At 72.7% G+C, this 17,084-nt stretch carries 18 protein-coding genes and 3 pseudogenes; 14 read left to right on the forward strand and 7 right to left on the reverse strand.

What is annotated here, in order from left to right:
• Positions 1–4: 4 nt before the first annotated feature.
• The 4 genes from ACWD11_RS23065 to ACWD11_RS23080 all read right to left on the reverse strand — a co-directional run bounded on the left by ACWD11_RS23065 (position 5) and on the right by ACWD11_RS23080 (position 4,460).
• On the reverse strand, positions 5–1,399 hold the full coding sequence (locus tag ACWD11_RS23065) for an NADP-dependent succinic semialdehyde dehydrogenase (protein WP_389417630.1): 1,395 nt from the start codon (positions 1,397–1,399) through the stop codon (positions 5–7).
• A gap of 69 nt (positions 1,400–1,468) precedes the next feature.
• On the reverse strand, positions 1,469–1,930 hold the full coding sequence (locus ACWD11_RS23070) for an NUDIX domain-containing protein (protein WP_389417631.1): 462 nt from the start codon (positions 1,928–1,930) through the stop codon (positions 1,469–1,471).
• Positions 1,927–3,465, reverse strand: coding sequence for an ATP-dependent DNA ligase (locus tag ACWD11_RS23075; RefSeq protein WP_451285156.1), 1,539 nt, complete (start codon positions 3,463–3,465; stop codon positions 1,927–1,929). The genes ACWD11_RS23070 and ACWD11_RS23075 overlap by 4 nt, the downstream gene beginning before the upstream one ends.
• Before the next feature lie 71 nt (positions 3,466–3,536).
• Positions 3,537–4,460, reverse strand: a complete 924-nt coding sequence (locus ACWD11_RS23080) for an NAD(P)/FAD-dependent oxidoreductase (RefSeq protein WP_389417974.1) — start codon at positions 4,458–4,460, stop codon at positions 3,537–3,539.
• 82 nt (positions 4,461–4,542) lie between these two features.
• Between ACWD11_RS23080 and ACWD11_RS23085 the strand changes: the two genes are divergently transcribed.
• The 6 genes from ACWD11_RS23085 (at position 4,543) to ACWD11_RS23110 (ending at position 9,763) form a co-directional block, all read left to right on the forward strand.
• A complete protein-coding gene (locus ACWD11_RS23085) occupies positions 4,543–5,115 on the forward strand; it encodes a helix-turn-helix domain-containing protein (RefSeq protein WP_389417633.1) in 573 nt (190 codons plus the stop codon).
• Between the two features lie 86 nt (positions 5,116–5,201).
• On the forward strand, positions 5,202–6,167 hold the full coding sequence (locus tag ACWD11_RS23090) for an NADPH:quinone oxidoreductase family protein (RefSeq protein ID WP_389417634.1): 966 nt from the start codon (positions 5,202–5,204) through the stop codon (positions 6,165–6,167).
• The gene (locus ACWD11_RS23095) at positions 6,164–7,336 is read left to right on the forward strand and encodes an acyl-CoA dehydrogenase family protein (protein ID WP_451285159.1); all 1,173 of its coding nucleotides are present in this window, start codon (positions 6,164–6,166) and stop codon (positions 7,334–7,336) included. Before ACWD11_RS23090 ends, ACWD11_RS23095 begins: the two co-directional genes overlap by 4 nt.
• The gene (locus ACWD11_RS23100; RefSeq protein ID WP_389417636.1) at positions 7,333–8,415 is read left to right on the forward strand and encodes an acyl-CoA dehydrogenase family protein; all 1,083 of its coding nucleotides are present in this window, start codon (positions 7,333–7,335) and stop codon (positions 8,413–8,415) included. The genes ACWD11_RS23095 and ACWD11_RS23100 overlap by 4 nt, the downstream gene beginning before the upstream one ends.
• A gap of 179 nt (positions 8,416–8,594) precedes the next feature.
• Positions 8,595–9,458: a phosphatidylinositol-specific phospholipase C/glycerophosphodiester phosphodiesterase family protein gene (locus ACWD11_RS23105; protein ID WP_451285161.1), complete on the forward strand. Its 864-nt coding sequence runs from the start codon at positions 8,595–8,597 to the stop codon at positions 9,456–9,458.
• A 110-nt stretch (positions 9,459–9,568) separates the two neighbouring features.
• The gene (locus tag ACWD11_RS23110; RefSeq protein WP_389417638.1) at positions 9,569–9,763 is read left to right on the forward strand and encodes a hypothetical protein; all 195 of its coding nucleotides are present in this window, start codon (positions 9,569–9,571) and stop codon (positions 9,761–9,763) included.
• A 19-nt stretch (positions 9,764–9,782) separates the two neighbouring features.
• Here ACWD11_RS23110 and ACWD11_RS23115 read toward each other — a convergent pair whose 3' ends face one another.
• The 3 genes and pseudogenes from ACWD11_RS23115 to ACWD11_RS23125 form a co-directional block, all read right to left on the reverse strand.
• Positions 9,783–11,018 carry a phosphodiester glycosidase family protein gene (locus ACWD11_RS23115; RefSeq protein ID WP_451285163.1) on the reverse strand — a complete coding sequence of 412 codons (1,236 nt, stop codon included), beginning with the start codon at positions 11,016–11,018 and terminating at the stop codon, positions 9,783–9,785.
• 74 nt (positions 11,019–11,092) lie between these two features.
• Positions 11,093–11,452, reverse strand: a complete 360-nt coding sequence (locus ACWD11_RS23120) for a DUF779 domain-containing protein (protein ID WP_389417640.1) — start codon at positions 11,450–11,452, stop codon at positions 11,093–11,095.
• 91 nt (positions 11,453–11,543) lie between these two features.
• Positions 11,544–12,026: pseudogene (locus ACWD11_RS23125) on the reverse strand (nucleotide triphosphate diphosphatase NUDT15); the annotation flags it as partial.
• Between the two features lie 110 nt (positions 12,027–12,136).
• Here ACWD11_RS23125 and ACWD11_RS23130 point away from each other — a divergent pair.
• The 8 genes and pseudogenes from ACWD11_RS23130 (at position 12,137) to ACWD11_RS23165 (ending at position 17,081) form a co-directional block, all read left to right on the forward strand.
• Positions 12,137–12,610, forward strand: a complete 474-nt coding sequence (locus ACWD11_RS23130; protein ID WP_389417641.1) for a MarR family winged helix-turn-helix transcriptional regulator — start codon at positions 12,137–12,139, stop codon at positions 12,608–12,610.
• Between the two features lie 114 nt (positions 12,611–12,724).
• A complete protein-coding gene (locus ACWD11_RS23135) occupies positions 12,725–14,299 on the forward strand; it encodes an MFS transporter (protein ID WP_389417642.1) in 1,575 nt (524 codons plus the stop codon).
• 442 nt (positions 14,300–14,741) lie between these two features.
• The gene (locus tag ACWD11_RS23140; protein ID WP_451285166.1) at positions 14,742–15,638 is read left to right on the forward strand and encodes an ion transporter; all 897 of its coding nucleotides are present in this window, start codon (positions 14,742–14,744) and stop codon (positions 15,636–15,638) included.
• A gap of 82 nt (positions 15,639–15,720) precedes the next feature.
• Positions 15,721–16,155, forward strand: a complete 435-nt coding sequence (locus ACWD11_RS23145) for a VOC family protein (protein WP_451285168.1) — start codon at positions 15,721–15,723, stop codon at positions 16,153–16,155.
• 23 nt (positions 16,156–16,178) lie between these two features.
• Positions 16,179–16,322 (forward strand): hypothetical protein, encoded by a 144-nt coding sequence (locus ACWD11_RS23150; protein WP_389417645.1) that lies wholly within the window; start codon positions 16,179–16,181, stop codon positions 16,320–16,322.
• Between the two features lie 5 nt (positions 16,323–16,327).
• Positions 16,328–16,423 (forward strand): annotated as a pseudogene (locus tag ACWD11_RS23155) (dioxygenase); the annotation flags it as partial.
• A gap of 193 nt (positions 16,424–16,616) precedes the next feature.
• Positions 16,617–16,897: pseudogene (locus tag ACWD11_RS23160) on the forward strand (dioxygenase family protein).
• A gap of 55 nt (positions 16,898–16,952) precedes the next feature.
• Positions 16,953–17,081: a hypothetical protein gene (locus ACWD11_RS23165; RefSeq protein ID WP_389417646.1), complete on the forward strand. Its 129-nt coding sequence runs from the start codon at positions 16,953–16,955 to the stop codon at positions 17,079–17,081.
• Positions 17,082–17,084: the final 3 nt, after the last annotated feature.

The following is a 17,084-nucleotide window of genomic DNA, read 5'->3' on the forward strand; positions in this document are numbered from 1 at the left end:
GGCGTCACGCCCCGTGCCAAACCGTCGTGATGTTGCAGAACTCGCGGATTCCGTGCCCGGACAGCTCACGCCCGTACCCGGACCGCTTGACCCCGCCGAACGGGAACGCCGGGTGGGAGGCCGTCATCCCGTTCACGTACACGCTGCCGGCCTCCAGGTCCCGTTCGAACCGGTCGGCCTCGGCCTCGTCGCGCGTCCACACGTTCGAACTCAGCCCGAAGGGCGTGTCGTTGGCGATGAGCACGGCCTCGTCGATGTCACCCGCGCGGTACAGCGTGGCGACGGGACCGAAGGCCTCCTCGCGGTGGATGCGCATCTCGCGGGTGATGCCGGCCAGGACGGTCGGCGGGTAGTACCAGCCGGGCAGCTCGGGCCGCCGCAGCCGGTGGCCGCCGCACAGCACCTGAGCCCCGCTCCGCCGCGCGTCGTCGACCAGGTCCTCCAGATCGGCCCGCCCCTGCTCGGTCGCGACCGGCCCGACCTCGGTGGCCTCCTCCATCGGGTCGCCGACCTTCAGCGCCCGCATGCCGGCCGTGAACCGCTCCGCGAAGGCGTCGTAGACATCGGTGTGCACGATGAACCGCTTGGCGGCGATGCACGACTGCCCGTTGTTCTGCACCCGCGCGGTGACCGCGACCTCGGCGGCCCGGTCGAGGTCGGCCGAGGGCATGACCACATACGGGTCGCTGCCGCCCAGCTCCAGCACCGTCTTCTTCACCATGTCCCCGCACACCGAGGCGACCGCCCGGCCCGCGGGCTCGCTCCCGGTGAGGGTGGCCGCCTTGACGCGCTCGTCGCGCAGGATCTCCTCGACCGCGCCGGAGCCGATCAGCAGCGTCTGGAAAGTGCCCTCCGAAAAGCCCGCCCGGTGGAACAGGTCCTCCAGGTACAGCGCGGTCTGCGGCACGTTCGAGGCATGCTTGAGCAGGCCGACGTTGCCCGCCATGAGCGCGGGCGCGGCGAAGCGCATCACCTGCCACAGCGGGAAGTTCCACGGCATCACCGCGAGCACCGGGCCGAGCGGGCGGTAGCGGACCCGGACCCGGGCGGCGCCGGAGTCCCGTACGTCGGTGTCGTCGGGTACCTCGTCGGCGAGGAGCGCCTCGGCGCGTGCGGCGTACCAGCGCATCGCCTTGGCGCACTTGGCGGCCTCGGCGCGGGCCTGCTTGACCGGCTTGCCCATCTCGGTGGTCATCACCCGTGCGATGTCCCGCTGGTCCTCGTCCAGGAGATCCGCGGCCCGGTTCAGCAGCCGTGCCCGCTCGTCGAACGTGGTCGTCCGGTACGTGCGGAACGTGGCCTCGGCGAGCTGGAGGCGGCGCTCGGTCTCCTCCGCGCCCATGGCCTCGTACGTCTTGAGTGTCTCGCCGTTCGCCGGGTTCACCGTTGCGATGGGCATGACTGACCTCCCGGGGAGCTGATGTGCTTCGACCTTCCCGCGCGTCGCCGGTGGCCGCAACGCGGCGGCTCAGCCCGAGTGCTCCGCCAGCCGGTCCAGAAACGCGCCCTGCGCCTTGACGATCACCTCCCGGGCGCGGACCAGCGGGAACCACGCCACCCGGTCGAGCTCGGGGAACTCCTCGGTCAGGCCCGACTTCGGGGGCCACTCCATCCGGAAGGTGCCCGGGGTGACGGTGTCCGGATCGAGGTCGGCCTCGATCGCCCACACCGTGACCAGCTTGCCGTTCGACTGGCGGGCGTCACCGAGGGGCACCGCGTCACCGTCGGGCGGCGGCAGGCCGAGCTCCTCCTGGAACTCCCGCCGGGCCGCCTCCCAGGCCGTCTCCGACTCCGGTTCGTACTCGCCCTTGGGCACGCCCCACGCCCCCGCGTCGCGGCGCGCGAAGAACGGGCCGCCCATGTGGCCGAGCAGCACCTCCACGCCCCCCGCGGTCCGGCGGAACAGCAGCAGGCCCGCGCTGTACTTCATGGCCTCACCTCGGGATGGGCCGCCAGCAGGGTCTCCACGGTGTCCGCCTCCTCGGGGCGCTTGTCCTCCCGGTAGCGGATCACCCGCGCGAACCGGAGGGTGACGCCGGCCGGGTAGCGGGTGGACCGCTGCAGGCCGTCGTAGGCGATCTCGACGACGAGTTCGGGGCGTACGGTGACCACGTAGCCGCTCTCCGCGACCGCCAGCTCCTTCAGGCGCTCCGTCTGCCAGCTGAGCATCGCGTCGGTCATGCCCTTGAAGGTCTTGCCGAGCATGGCGAAGGAGCCGTCGGCGGTGCGGGCGCCGAGGTGGAGGTTGGAGAGCTTGCCGGTGCGCCGGCCGTGGCCCCATTCGGCGGCCAGGACGACCAGGTCGAGGGTGTGCACCGGCTTGACCTTCAGCCAGGACGCGCCGCGCCGGCCCGCGCTGTAGGCGGCGTCCAGGGCCTTGACGACGACGCCCTCGTGGCCGCGCTCCAGGGTCCCGGCGAGGAAGTCCTCGGCCTGCCGCACGTCCTCGGGTCCGGAGACGAGGGTGCGCCGGACCCGCATCGGCTCGGGGACGAGCCGGGCCAGTTCCGCGTGGCGGTCGGCGAAGGGGAGGTCGAGCAGGTCGTGGCCGTCGACGGAGAGCGCGTCGAAGAAGACGGGGGAGACGGGGACCGCGCGCGCCGCCGTCGCCACGTCCACCCGGGAGCCGACCCGGCCCGCGGTCTCCTGGAAGGAGCGGGGCCGCCCCTGCTCGTCGAGGGCGATGACCTCGCCGTCGAGGATGAACCGCTCGCCCCGCAACTGCAGAGCCGCGGAGGTCACTTCGGGCAGCCGGTCGGTGATGTCGTCGAGGGTGCGGGTGTAGACCCGTACGGCATCGCCGTCCCGGTGGAGCTGGACGCGGATGCCGTCCAGTTTCTCCTCCACCGCGCAGGTGCCGAGCTTCTCGACCGCCTCGGACACCGAGGAGGCGCTGTGCGCCAGCATCGGCAGGACCGGGCGGCCCACGGTGAGCCGGAAGCGGTCGAGCGCGGCGGGGCCGTCGGCGAGCAGGGCCTCGGCCACCGTCTGGAGCGAGCCGGCCAGCATCACCGCCCGCCGCACGTCCGCCGCGGGCGCCTGGACCGCCTGCGCCAGCCCTTCCACGGCGACCGCGTCCAGGGCGCCCTGGCGGACCTCGCCGGTGAGGAGACCGAGCAGGAACCGCTGTTCGTCCGCCGTCGCCGCGCCCATCAACTCGCCCACCAGGCGAGCCCGTTCGGCCTGTGAACCGGCGCCCGACACCTTGCCCAGCTCGGTGAGCAGGGCGTCGACCCCGGCCACCGTGAGGGTCGGTTCGGCGGCGGGGGCGACCGGGCGGCCGAGCACCTTCCAGCCGACGCCGAGCCGCCCCTGCGGCAGGCGTCCCGCCAGATACGGGATGACGATCGGCACGTCCGCGGCCTCGGCGTCCCGGAACAGCTCCGCCAGCAGGGCGACCTTCCGGGACCGGGCCGAGGTCGCGGCGACATCCTGGGACACCTGGGCCAGCCGGGTCAGCAGCATGCAGCCCATGGTGCCCCGGCCCCGGCCGCCTCACACCCGGACGGCGCCGCCCCGCAGGGGCACGACACGCCTCAGCGCCGGGCGTCCAGGTCGGCCATCAACAGGTCTCCGTTGATGGTGGCCCCCGCCCGGTAGCCGCCGGCTGCGGCGTTCACGACCTGCTCGCCGAAGCCCATCGCGTTCCCGGCGGCCCACACCCCGGGCACGCTGGTCAGGCCCGTCGGGTCGACCACGGGGTAGGCGCCGAACGGGGTCTGAGTCAGCTCCGCGCCCAGCCGCTGCAACAGGTCGGTCTGCGGGACGGCGCGGGGCGCGACGAACAGCACCTGGTGGGCGTGCGCCGTGCCGTCGGCGAGGCGCACGCCGGTGAGCCGGTCGTCCTCGACCAGCACCTCGGCGACCGCGCCGGGCACCGTCTCGACCCCGGCGGCGGCCAGCCTGCGCAGGTCGTCGCCGGTCAGCTCGCTCTCGTCGACCTCGTGCAGGAAGAGCGTCACGTCCTTCGACCACTGGGAGACCATCAGCGCCTGGTGGACGCTCAGCGGGCTCGTCGCGAGCACCCCGAACGCCTGGTCGCGCACCTCCCAGCCGTGGCAGTACGGGCAGTGCAGCGCGTCCCGTCCGAACCGCCCGGCGAGCCCCGGCACCTCCGGCAGCTCGTCCTTGAGGCCGGTGGCCATCACCAGCCGCCGGGCCCGGACGCTGCGTCCACCGGCCAGGACGACGGTGAAGTCCTCCTCCTTGGCGACATCCACCGCCCGGTCCCGGACGAGCTCCACCCCGTACCGGGCGATCTCCTCGCGCCCGATCGCCAGGAACTCGGCCGGCGCCATGCCGTCCCGGGAGAGATAGCCCTGCATATGGGCGGAGGGAGCGTTGCGCGGCTCGCCCGCGTCGACGACCAGGGTGCGGCGCCGGGCGCGGCCCAGGACCAGGGCGGCCGAGAGGCCGGCCGCTCCGCCGCCGATCACGATCACTTCGTAGGTCTCGGTCATGTCGTGTGTCTCGCTCATGCCGTCACGGTCGCTCCGAGGCGCGGGATTGACAAACTTCTTTGCCGATTCTGCAATTGTCCTCATGACTACCGAGGACGTTCTGGCGGAGGTGGGCCCCCGGCTGCGGCGGCTCCGCAAGGACCGCGAGGTGACCTTGGCGGCGCTGGCCGAGAAGACCGGCATCTCGGTCAGCACCCTGTCGCGGCTGGAGTCCGGGCTGCGCAAGCCCAGCCTGGAGCTGCTGCTGCCGATCGCGCAGGCCCACCAGGTGCCGCTGGACGAGCTGGTCGGGGCACCACCGGTGGGGGATCCGCGGGTACGGGCCGAGCCCTTGATCCGCCATGGGCGCACCTTCTGGCCGCTCACCCGGCAGCCCGGCGGCCTCCAGGCCTTCAAGGTGCTGGTACCGCAGCGCGAGGAGGAGCCCGAACCGCGTACCCATGAGGGCTACGAGTGGCTGTACGTGCTGTCCGGGCGGCTGCGGGTCGTGCTGGGCGAGCATGATGTGGTGCTCACGGCGGGAGAGGCGGCCGAGTTCGACACCCGGGTGCCGCACTGGTTCGGGTCGACGGGGGAGGGGCCCGCGGAGTTCCTGAGTCTGTTCGGACCGCAGGGGGAGCGGATGCACGTGCGCGCCAAGCCCCGGCAGGCGTGACCGGCGTGACTGTTCCCTGATCGGCAAGCGACCGCTTAGTATGCGAACCGACCCCGGTCAGACGACGCAGTCCGTGGAGGCTCCGCATGCAGGCATGGCAAGTGCACGAGAACGGCGAGCCGAGCGAGGTGATGCGGCTCGCGAACGTCGAGCGGCCCACCCCCGGCGACGGCCAGGTCCTGCTGAAGGTACGCGCCGCCAACATCAACTTCCCGGACGTGCTGATGTGCCGGGGCCACTACCAGGTCAGGCCGCCGCTGCCGTTCACCCCGGGCGTGGAGATCTGCGGCGAGACCGAGGACGGCCGCCGCGTCATCGCCAACCCGGCGCTGCCGTACGGCGGTTTCGCCGAGTACGCCGTGGCCGACGCCGCGGCGCTGCTGCCCGCGCCCGACTCGCTGGACGACGCCGAGGCGGCCGCCCTGCACATCGGCTACCAGACGGGCTGGTTCGGTCTGCACCGCAGGGCCCGCCTCGAAGCGGGGGAGACGCTGCTCGTCCACGCTGCCGCCGGAGGGGTCGGCAGCGCGGCCGTGCAGCTCGGCAAGGCCGCCGGCGCCACCGTCATCGGTGTCGTCGGCGGCGCCGAGAAGGCCGCGGTCGCCCGGGACCTGGGCTGCGACGTGGTGATCGACCGGCGCGCCGAGGACGTCGTGGCCGCGGTGAAGGAGGCCACCGGCGGCCGGGGCGCCGATGTGATCTACGACCCCGTCGGCGGTGAGGCGTACACCCAGTCCACCAAGGTCGTCGCCTTCGAGGGCCGGATCGTGATCGTCGGCTTCGCCAGCGGCACCATCCCCAGCCCGGGACTGAACCACGCGCTGGTGAAGAACTACGCGATCCTCGGCCTGCACTGGGGCCTGTACAACACCAAGAACCCCAAGCTGGTCCAGCACTGCCACGAGCAGCTCACCGAGATGGCCGCGCGTGGCGCCATCAAGCCGCTGATCAGCGAGCGGGTACCGCTCGGCGAGGCCGCCGCCGCCGTGCAGCGGGTCGGCGACGGCGTCACCACCGGCCGCGTCGCCGTCCTGACGGGGGGAGCGGCATGACCGACGTCCGCCGTCTGACCCAGGAGTTCCTGGCCGCGCATCCGCCCGCCACCACCGAGCGCCTGGACTTCCTCAGGGCGCGCTTCGACGCGGGCCTCGCCTGGGTGCACTACCCCGAGGGTCTCGGCGGCCTCGGCGCCCCGCGCTCCCTCCAGGCCGTCGTGGACGCCGAGCTGGAGGCGGCGGGTGCCCCCGACAACAACCCCCGGCGCATCGGCATCGGCCTCGGCATGGCCGCCCCGACGATCCTCGCCTACGGCACGGAGGAGCAGAAGCGGCAGTACCTGCGTCCGCTGTGGACGGGCGAGGAGGTCTGGTGCCAGCTCTTCAGCGAGCCCGGCGCCGGATCCGACCTGGCCGCGCTCGGCACGCGGGCCGTCCGGGAAGGCGAGGACTGGGTGGTCAACGGGCAGAAGGTGTGGACCTCCAGCGCCCATGTCGCCCGCTGGGCCATCCTCATCGCCCGCACCGACCCGGACGTGCCCAAGCACGCGGGCATCACCTACTTCCTCTGCGACATGACCGACCCCGGCGTCGAGGTGCGGCCGCTGCGCCAGATCACCGGCGAGGCCGAGTTCAACGAGGTGTTCCTCACCGGCGTCCGCATCCCCGACTCCCGCCGCCTCGGCGCGGTCGGCGACGGCTGGCGGGTCGCGCAGACCACCCTGAACAACGAGCGCGTCGCCATCGGCGGCTCGCGGCTGCCCCGCGAGGGCGGCATGATCGGCGCGGTCGCCAGGACCTGGCGCGAGCGCCCCGAACTGCGCACCCACGACCTGCACCAGCGGCTGCTGAAGCTGTGGGTCGACGCCGAGGTCGCCCGGCTCACCGGCGAGCGGCTGCGCCAGCAGCTCGTCGCGGGCCAGCCGGGACCCGAGGGCGCCGGGATGAAGCTCGGCTTCGCCCGCCTCAACCAGGAGATCAGCGGCCTGGAGGTCGAACTCCGCGGCGAAGAGGGCCTGTTGTACGACGACTGGACCATGCGCCGCCCCGACCAGGTGGACTTCACCGGCCGCGACGCCGGCTACCGCTACCTCCGCTCCAAGGGCAACAGCATCGAGGGCGGGACCAGCGAGGTCCTGCTGAACATCGTCGCCGAGCGCGTCCTCGGCCTGCCCGCCGAGCCGCGCACCGACAAGCACGTCGCATGGAAGGACCTGGCCCGATGAGCGCACAGCCCGATCTGCTGTACTCGGAGGAGGAAGAGGCGCTGCGCGCCGCCGTCCGGGACCTGCTCGCCGACCACTGCGACGCGCCCGGGGTCATCGCGCGCACCGAGTCCGACGCCCCGCACGACCTGGAAGCCTGGAAGGCGCTGGCCGACCGCATGGGCCTCGCGGGCCTGCTGGTGCCCGAGGAGCACGGCGGCCAGGGCGCCGGCCATCGCGAAGCCGCCGTCGTCCTGGAGGAGCTGGGCCGCGCGGTCGCCCCCGTGCCCTACCTCACCAGTGCCGTCGTCGCCACCGAGGCGCTGCTGGCCTGCGACGCCTTCGACCTGCTGGCCGAGCTCGCCGCCGGCCGCCGCATCGGCGCCCTCGCCGTCGCCCTGCACCTCGCTCCGGGCGCCGCCCACAAGGCCGTACGACTGGAAGACGGCGCCCTGCACGGGGAGTTGACCGGGATCGCGGACGCGGCCGTCGCCGATGTGCTGCTCGTGCCCGCGGACGACGGCGGGCTGTACGCCGTGGACGCCGCCGCCGTGACCGTCACCCCGCAGGTGTCCCTCGACCTGACCCGGCCCGTGGCGACGGTGACCCTGGCCGGTGCGCCGGGGCGTCGGCTGGGGGACGCCGAGCCGGCCGTACGGCGGGCACTGCGCGCCGGTGCCGGGCTGCTCGCCTCCGAGCAACTGGGGCTCGCGGACTGGACGTTGACCGAAACGGTCCGGTACCTGAAGGAGCGCAAGCAGTTCAACCGGCCCGTCGGCGGCTTCCAGGCGCTCAAGCACCGGCTCGCCCAGCTGTGGCTGGAGGTCGTCAACCTGCGGGCCGCCGCCCGCAACGCCGCCGGAGCCCTGACGGCCGGCACGGACGCCGATGTGGCGGTCGCCGTCGCCCAGGCGTACGCGGCGTCCGTCGCCGTCCATGCCGCCGAGGAGGCGTTGCAACTGCACGCCGGTATCGGGATGACCTGGGAGCACCCGGTCCATCTGTATCTGAAGCGGGCCAAGGCGGACTCCATCGCCTACGGCACGGCGGGCGCCCACCGGGCGGCCCTGGCCGAACTCGTCGACCTCCAGGCCCCCTGACGCGGCCGGGAGTTCACCGGGCAAAGCCCGCCCTGCCTGGGGCGGGCTTTTCCGTGCGCCCGCGCGGGAGGAGTGAACGGGTGGCGGCAGTCCGGCCAACTCCTGGCACGGACAGGTCCCTTGCGGCCCGGGCCGCTCCATACTCCCTGTGGTCCGGATCGGCCACAGGGAGGCAGACCATGGCGCTCATCACCCGTCGCAGAGCCCTCACCACCGTCGGCGCCGCACTCGCGGCCGTCGCCGCCCAGCCCGTCGAAGCTGCGTTCGCGACCGAACGCAAGCACCGCCCGCGCCCGTTGTGGCGCGCCCACGCCCACAACGACTACGAGCACCCGCGCCCGCTCCTCGACGCCCTCGACCACCGCTTCGGCAGCCTGGAGGCCGACATCTTCCTGGTCGGCGACCAGCTCCTGGTCGCCCACGACCCCGAGGACCTGGACCCCGCGCGCACCCTGGAGTCCCTCTACCTGGACCCGCTCGCCGCCCGCGTCAAGGCCAACCACGGCTCCGTGTACCGTGGTTACCGCAGGCCGCTCCAACTGCTCATCGACATCAAGACCGAGGGCTCCTCGACGTACCTCGAACTCGACCGGCACCTCAGGCGTTACAAGCACCTGTTCACCACCTACGCCCGCGGCCGCGTCTTGCCCGGACCCGTCACCGCCGTGATCTCCGGAAACCGCGCCGCCCGCGTCCCGATGGAGGCGCAGACCGTGCGCCGCGCCTTCTACGACGGCCGGCTCGCCGACCTCGGCAGCGCGGCCCCCGCCTCCTTCATCCCGCTGATCAGCGACAACTGGACCAACCACTTCACCTGGCGGGGCGTCGGCGCCTTCCCCGACGCCGAGCGGCAGAAGCTGACCACGATCACGCAGGCAGCGCACTCCCGCGGCCGGCGAGTGCGGTTCTGGGCCACCCCGGACCTGCCGGGCCCCGAGCGCGACGCGCTGTGGACCGAACTCGTCGCCGCCGACGTCGACCACCTCAACACCGACGACCTCGCGGGCCTGCGCGCCTTCCTGGAGGCGAACGACCGGGCGTGACACCACACGTTCGGCGGACAGGTCAGCCGCCCGGACGAACCCTCCGCTACGCCACACTTACGGCCGAACGCCGTGAACCGGACGTGACGGCGTGGCGGAGGAGGTTGACGATGGCGATTTCCATCTCTGTGGTGCTGCTGCTCCTGATCCTTGCGGTGATCTTCCTGCGCAGCGGCGGGCTGAAGGTCTCTCACGCCCTGGTGTGCGTGCTGCTCGGCTTCTACATGGCCGGCACGAGCATCGCGCCCACCATCGAGAGCGGCCTCACGGCCACCGCCGGCATCGTCAGCGGTCTGCGGCCGTGAGGATTCAGGGGGTGACGATTCAGGGGGTGACGAAGACCCCGATGCCGTTCGGGACGGGGCGTTCCGCGCCGCCCGAGGGATGGTTGCGGACCGTGACCGCCGAGGCCCCCGGGTCCCGGGCGACCAGGGTCGAGGACCCGCCGCCGTCCAGGCTGAAGGCGTCGGCCGCACCCAACTCGCCCAAGATGTCGGCGATTTCGGCGATGGTCAGGCCGCGGTACGCCGGTCCGCCGTCCAGTGAGAACAGCAGCACCTGCCTCCCGCCACCCCCGATGCCCACGGCGCTGCGCACCGCCGAGGTGGTGTCGTCCAGGCCCGGCAGGGGCTGTCCGCCGACGAGCACCGGGTACCCGCCGACCGCGAACCGGTACGGGATCCGCGAGTCGGCCGACACCAGCCGGTGCCGTACCGCCACCGGCTGACCCGTGACGAACTTCCGCAGCTCCTGTGCCCCGGCCTCCCGGCCCACCAGCACGGTGGTCCCCGGCTCGATGGGGCCGCCGCCCGGTACGTCGGCCGTCGACACCACCCGGCCGCCCCGGAGCGTCACCTCGTGGGTGTCCCCGCTGCACGGCGCCGCCCGCTCGGTGTCGGTGCCGCAGGTCGCGCGCACCCGGGAGGCGGAGCCCCACGCGGAGGTGAACGCCCCGACGGAATTCACCGGCAGCGCGTACTGGTTGAGCCCGCCGAGCCCCATCTGTCCGGTCACCGTGCGGATCGAGCCGTGCAGCGCCATGCCGTCGAGGCGGACCCGGCGGTCCACGCCCATGCCGACGACGTCCTCGGTGGAGGTGCCGGGCGGCAGCGCGGGCCCGAAGCGCTGACCGTTCGGCACGGCCGCCTTGAGCGTACGGCCGCTCGCCACGGCCGGTCCCACGCTCGCGCCGGTCGCCTCGACGCCTGGGTGCTGGGTCTCGGTGATGTTGAAGAAGTCGCCGTTGACCCCGGCGACGGCGCCCTGGGTGTCGGCCAGCCGGGACACGGGCTCCCGCGCTGCCACCTTCCCCGGGTACAGCAGGTCCAGCGAGACGCGCGGGTCGGTCAGGTCCACGCGCAGCAGATGGCCGTGCGCGGTGCCCCGGGCGCCCTCGATGTCGAAGTGCTCGTAGACGACACCCGGGGCGAGCCGGGTGCCGTCGGCAACTGCGCCGGCCGGTGCCGCCCCCACCAGGGCGGTACCGGCCAGCGCACCGAGTGCGGTGAGAAAGGCCAGCGCTGTTCTGCCTGCTGCTAACCGCTTCTGAGGTTGGGTCACGCTTCCCCCTGAGGGCTCGTCAACTGTCCCAGGTCTCGGGGAAGTGCATCAGACGGAGGCGGACGGCGGGACGGCTAAGCGCCGACGACGCGAGAACGGATGAGGAAACGCACTCCCTCGGGTGCCTCCAGCGAGAAGCCGCTGCCCCGGCCCTCGACCACGTCGACGATCAGCCGGGTGTGGCTCCACGCCTCGTACTGGCTGCGGGACATCCAGAACCCGACCGGCTCCTCGACGCCCTCCACGTACAGCTCCGCGAGCAGCACGTCCGAGCCGCCGGTACGGAACTCGCCCTTCGGGTAGCACATGGGGGCACTGCCGTCGCAGCAGCCGCCGGACTGGTGGAACATCAGCGGGCCGTGCGCCGCGTGCAGCCTGCGCAGCAGTTCGGCGGCCGCGGGCGTGAGTTCGACGCGCGGGATCTCCTCGTACATGCCAACCATCCCCAGGGGAACCGGATCCGGACGGACCAGGAGACCACGGGGGAGGTTGCGAGAGGGTTGCAGGACCGCCGGGCCCTCTCGGCTAGGGGAGCGCGTACGGCGTGAAGTGGGCCGGGGTGTGGTCGATCGGCAGATCGGGACGCCAGGCGGTCAACGCCTGGGCGCTGCACACGAACAGCTCCTGCGGCAGCCGGTCCAGGGCGTACCAGCGCCAGTCGCCGACCTTCTCGCCCGGCTGGTCGGCCGGTTCCCCCTGCCAGGCGGTGACCTCGGCGGCGACGGTGAGCCGTACCACCCCGTCGACCCGGTCCAGCAGGGTGCCGAGGAGGCGTACGTCCGCCGGGCGGGCCGTCAGGCCGGTCTCCTCGGCCAGCTCGCGCACGACCGTCTCCCGCAGCGACTCGCCGGGCTCCACCATGCCCCCGGGCAGCTCCCGGGTGCCGTGCCGGTGGCGTCCCAGGAGCAGGCCCCGGGGGCCGTGCAGGATCGCGCCGACGCCCAGGGCCGTCTGGGGGGCGGGCGGACGGGGGGTACGGGGGCGGGAGGAGACGCGGTCCGGGGGTGTCATCGGGCTCCGGGCTCTCGTAGAAGGGGGTCTTGAGGGGAGGGCTTGTAGGCAGATCTTCTCAGGTAGGTATTTTGACATACCTATGCTGTCATACCTATAGTCGGAGGGTGACCCCCTCCAGCGCCCCCGGCCGGGACCTCGACCGCGTAGCCGCCGTGCTCGCGGACCGCGTGCCCGCGCTGCACCGTGCCCTGGACCGCCGGGTCGCCGCGGAGTATCCGCACCCCAAGCCGCCCGAGGGGCAGCTCGCCCTGCTGCGGTTCGTCGCGCAGCGCGAGGGCGCCACCGTGCGCGAGGTGGCCGAGGCGCTGCTGATGAAGCCGAACAATGTCAGCACCCTCGTCTCCCAGCTGACCGAGCGCGGGCTCCTGGAGCGCCGGCCGGACGGCACCGACAAGCGGGTCGCCCACCTCCATCTCACGGCCACGTCCCGGCAGCGGCTCGCCGAGGTGCGCGAGCTGGAGGCCACGTACCTCCGCCAGGCGCTGATGTCCCTCACCGAGGGTGAGAAGGACGCGCTGGGCTCCGCCCTGGGCGCCCTCAACTCCCTGACGAACCGGCTCCACTCCGCCGTCCGCTGAGCGGCCGGCGCGCCCCGGGAGGGGCGTGAAGCCGTCGGTTCACCCCCTCCATGGGCCTCCCATCCCCTTTTTCCCTCTTTCTCCGCACCCCCTTTTCGAAGAGAAGGCTCCTCCATGCCGTCCACCTCCGTGGATCACTCCACCCTGCCCGCGTCCGGAACGGCCGCAGCGGTCGCGGGCCGTCGCGCCAACCCCTGGCTGACGCTGTGCGCCGTCGCGTTCGGCCTGTTCATGGTGCAGCTCGACGGTTCCGTCGTCGCCATCGCCAACCCCGCGATCGGAGAGGCGTTCGACGCCGACACCGCCCAGCTCCAGTGGGTGACCAACGCCTACCTGCTCGCCCTCGCCGCCACCCTCATTCTTGGCGGCAAGCTCGGTGACCGCTTCGGGCGGCGCACCTACTACCTCGTCGGCGTCGCCGGGTTCACCCTCGCCTCGGTCGCCATCGGGCTCTCCGGGTCCATCACCGGGGTGATCGTCTTCCGGGCGCTCCAGGGTGTCTTCGGCGGACTGCTGATGCCCAACACGCTCGGCCTGCTGCGGGCGGTCTTCCCGCCGCGGAGGTTCGGCATGGCCGTCGGCATCTGGGCCATGGTCTCCGCCGTCTCGACAGCGCTCGGCCCGATCGTCGGCGGTCTCCTCGTGGAGCACGTCAGCTGGGAGTCCGTCTTCTACATCAACGCCCCCATCGGGGTCGCCGCCCTGCTGTTCAGCATGTTCGTGCTCCCGCAGAGCAAGAACTCCACCGGGCACCAGCGCTTCGACATCCCCGGCGTCCTGCTGCTCGCGGCCGGACTGCTCTGTGTGGTCTTCGGCGTGGTCAAGGGCGAGAGCTGGGGCTGGACCTCGGCCGGCACCTGGGCGGCCGTCGGGGCGGGCGTGCTCGTCCTGGTCCTGTTCGGCCGGCACGAGACCCGGGTGGAGCACCCGCTGCTGCCCATGCGGCTGTTCCGCAACCGGTCCCTGACCGTCGGCGCGATCATCACCGCGCTCAACTTCTTCGTCATGCTCGGCGTGATCTTCTTCGTGATGCTCTACCTCCAGAACGTCCGCGGCTTCACCCCCGTCGAGGCGGGTGTGCGCACCCTCCCGCTGAGCCTGGCCTCGCTGGTCGCCTCCCCGCTGGGCGCGGTTCTCACCCAGCGCCTGGGCGCCCACTTGACGATGCCGCTCGGCATGGTGCTCCAGGCCGCCGCCTGCTTCGGCATGCTCACCTGGCAGACCGACTCCTCCTACGCCACGATGTGGCCGCCGTTCGTGGCGCTCGGGCTCGGTGTCGGCATGGTGCTGTCCGCGTCCTCGGACGCCATCGTCGGCAACGCCCCCGTCCAGGACGGCGGGGTGGCGGGCGGCCTCCAGGCCACCACCCTCCAGATCGGCGGCGCCCTCGGCACGTCCGTGCTGGTCTCCGTGATCAGCGCCAAGGTGGGCGCCACGCTCACCGGCGAACTGACCGGGGCGGGCGTCCCGTCCGCCCTCGCCGACCGGCTCCAGGAGGCCGAGGACGCGGTGGCGATGGGCATCGCACCGGTCTCCGCCGACATGCCTGCGGGCCTGCGGGCAGCGGTCGTGGAGGGCAGCGGGGAGGCGTTCCTGAACGGCGTCCACGCGGCCGGGGTGCTGACCGGTGCGTTGTGTCTGGTGGGCGCGGCCGTGGCGGCGGCCGGTCTGCGGCGCCCGGCGAAGTGAAGTGAGGGGACGGGCACGGTCCCCGGCGGAGCCGTGCCCGTTCGCCCGTCCCGGCGTGGCGGCCCCAGCAGGGGGCATTCTGCATGCGTTCGCCCGTCAGGGCGTGGCGGGGCGATTGGGGCGCGTTCACCCGTCCAGCGTGGCGACGCAATCGGGGCGCGCTCGCCCGTCCCGCCCTGGCGGGGCATTCTGCGCGCGCTCGCCCCGTCACGCCCTGGCGGGGCATTCTGCGCGCGTTCGCACGTACCGCCCTGGCGGGGCATGCCGTGCCCGTCCGCCCGTCCGCCCGTCCGGTCCTGGCACGGCACTCCGCGTCCGTCCGCCCATCCGGCCCCGGCGCGCTATTCCGCGCCCCCTCGCCCCCCGCCCCGGCGCGCCATCCCACCTGTTCGCACATCTGAGCCCGGAATAGCATTCTCCGCGCCGGAGCAGATACAGCACGATGACCGAGCACCCGCTTCTTCCGGAGAACGCGTCATGGCCCGCCCGCCGAGCACTCGCCCGGTGGGCCCGGACCATCACGGAGGCCCGCTGGTTCGCGTTCACCGTCCTCGTCCTGGTCCTCGCCAACGCCGCCCTGCTGGGCGTGGAGACCTACCGCGGCCTGGCGGTTGACTGGTCCCAGGGTCTGCGGACCGCCGAGTACGTGTGTCTGGCCGCCTTCACCGCCGAGATCGTGCTGCGCGCCTGCGCCCACGCCGACCGCCCCCGCGTCTTCTTCCGTGACCCGTGGAACCTGTTCGACCTGGCCCTCGTGGGCTGCGCCTTGCTGCCGTTCGTTCGCGAGAACGCCACGGTCCTGCGGCTGCTGCGGCTGGCCCGCGTCCTGCGCACCGCCCGCTTCCTGCCCCAACTGCGCATCGTCATGGTCGCGGTGGGCCGCAGCCTGCCCGGCACGGTCAGCTTCCTGCTCGTGGGCGCCCTGCTGCTGTACGTCTACGCCATGGTCGGCTGGATCCTCTTCGGCCACCACGACCCCGAGCAGTACGGCTCGATCGGCCGGGCCGTGCTCACCCTCTTCCTGCTGATGACCCTGGACGGCCTCGGCGAGGCGGTCCACTCCGGCCTGGAGGCGACGCGCTGGAGCATCGTCTACTACGCGTCGTACGTGCTCATAGCCTCGTTCGTGCTGGTCAACGTCCTGATCGGGGTGGTGATCAGCTCGCTGGAGGAGGCGCGGGAGATGGAGCGGGAACAGCGGGACGACACCCCGTCCGCCGCCCCGACCGCCGACCGGGAACTGCTCAACCGGATCGCCGCGGCGCGCAGAGCCCTCGACGAGCTGGAGGCGAGCCTTCCGGCGCAAAACCGCTCGACGCGTCGCCGGCCCTGTGCCTAGGGTGATCATTGCGGCATCGCGTGCCGGTCACCGGCTGGGTGAGGCATGGAGGTTCCGCGGAGATGCCCGTGGAGGCATTCCCTTGGCAGTCGAGTTCAACCACACCATCGTTCTCTCCCGCGACCGGGAGAAGTCCGCCCGTTTCCTCGCCGACATCCTCGGCCTCGAAGTCGGGGCACCCGGCGGGCCGTTCCTCCCCGTCGTCACCGCCAACGGCGTCACGCTGGACTTCATGACCGCCGGTGCGGACATTCCCATCCAGCACTACGCCTTCCTCGTCTCGGAGGCGGAGTTCGACGAGATCCTCGCCCGGCTCGTCGCCGGGCGCGTGCCCATCCAGGCCGATCCGCACGGCAGGCACCCGGGCCGGATCAACCGCAACGACGGCGGCCGGGGCGTGTACTTCCTCGATCCCTCCGGACACGGCCTGGAGGCCTTCACCCGGCCCTACGGCTCCGACCCGGCCTCCGAGCTGAACGGCGTGACCGAAGAGGTGCCCGGCGCGACCGTGAACTGACCGTGCTGTGAAGGAGGCGGCAGATGACCGAGCAACCCCGCGACCCGACCGGGACCTTCGAGACGGAACGGTCCGCGGAGATCGTCGCCGCCTCCTTCGCCGGCGCCCCGGACGCCCGCCTGCGCGAGATCCTGACGTCCCTGGTCCGGCACGCCACGCCTTCGTGAAGGACGTGGGCCTGACCGGCGAGGAGTGGGCCGAGGGCATCCGCTTCCTCACTGAGACCGGACAGCGGTGCGACGCCACCCGGCAGGAGTTCATCCTGCTCTCGGACGTGCTCGGGGTGTCGATGCTGGTGGAGTCGTTGGACAACCCGGCCGACGGGCAGTGCACCGAGGCGACCGTGGAGGGCCCCTTCCACCTGGTGGACTCCCCCCGAGCGGGAACTCGGGGACGCCATCGGCGAGGGCGGCGAGCCCTGCCTGGTCACCGGCCGGGGCACGGAGACCTCCGGGGCACCGGTGGCCGGGGCGCGGGTGGACGTGTGGCAGGCCGACGCGGACGGGTTCTACGACGTCCAGCGGCCCGGCGAGGTGCCGGAGCGCAATCTGCGCGGCCTGTTCACGCCGACGGCGACGGCGGGTTCCGGTTCCGCACGGTCGTTCCGCGCCATTACCCGATCCCGGCCGACGGCCCGGTGGGCGCCCTGCTGCGGGCGACCGGCCGCCACGCCAACCGGGCCGCGCACATCCATCTGCGCACATCCATCTGCAGGTGTCGGCGCCGGGGTTCCGCACCCTGACGACCTATCTGTTCGCCGACGACTCGCCCTACTTGACTCCGACGCGGTGTTCGGCGTGAAGGTGAGCCTGATCCGCACGTTCGCCCGCGTGGACGATCCGGGACGGGCCGCCGAGTACGGCCTGCCGAACCCTTTCCGCCAGGTGGACTTCCCGGTCACCGTCCGCCGCGAGCCGGGTATGTAGTGT

Source organism: Streptomyces sp. NPDC002776, assembly GCF_053592195.1.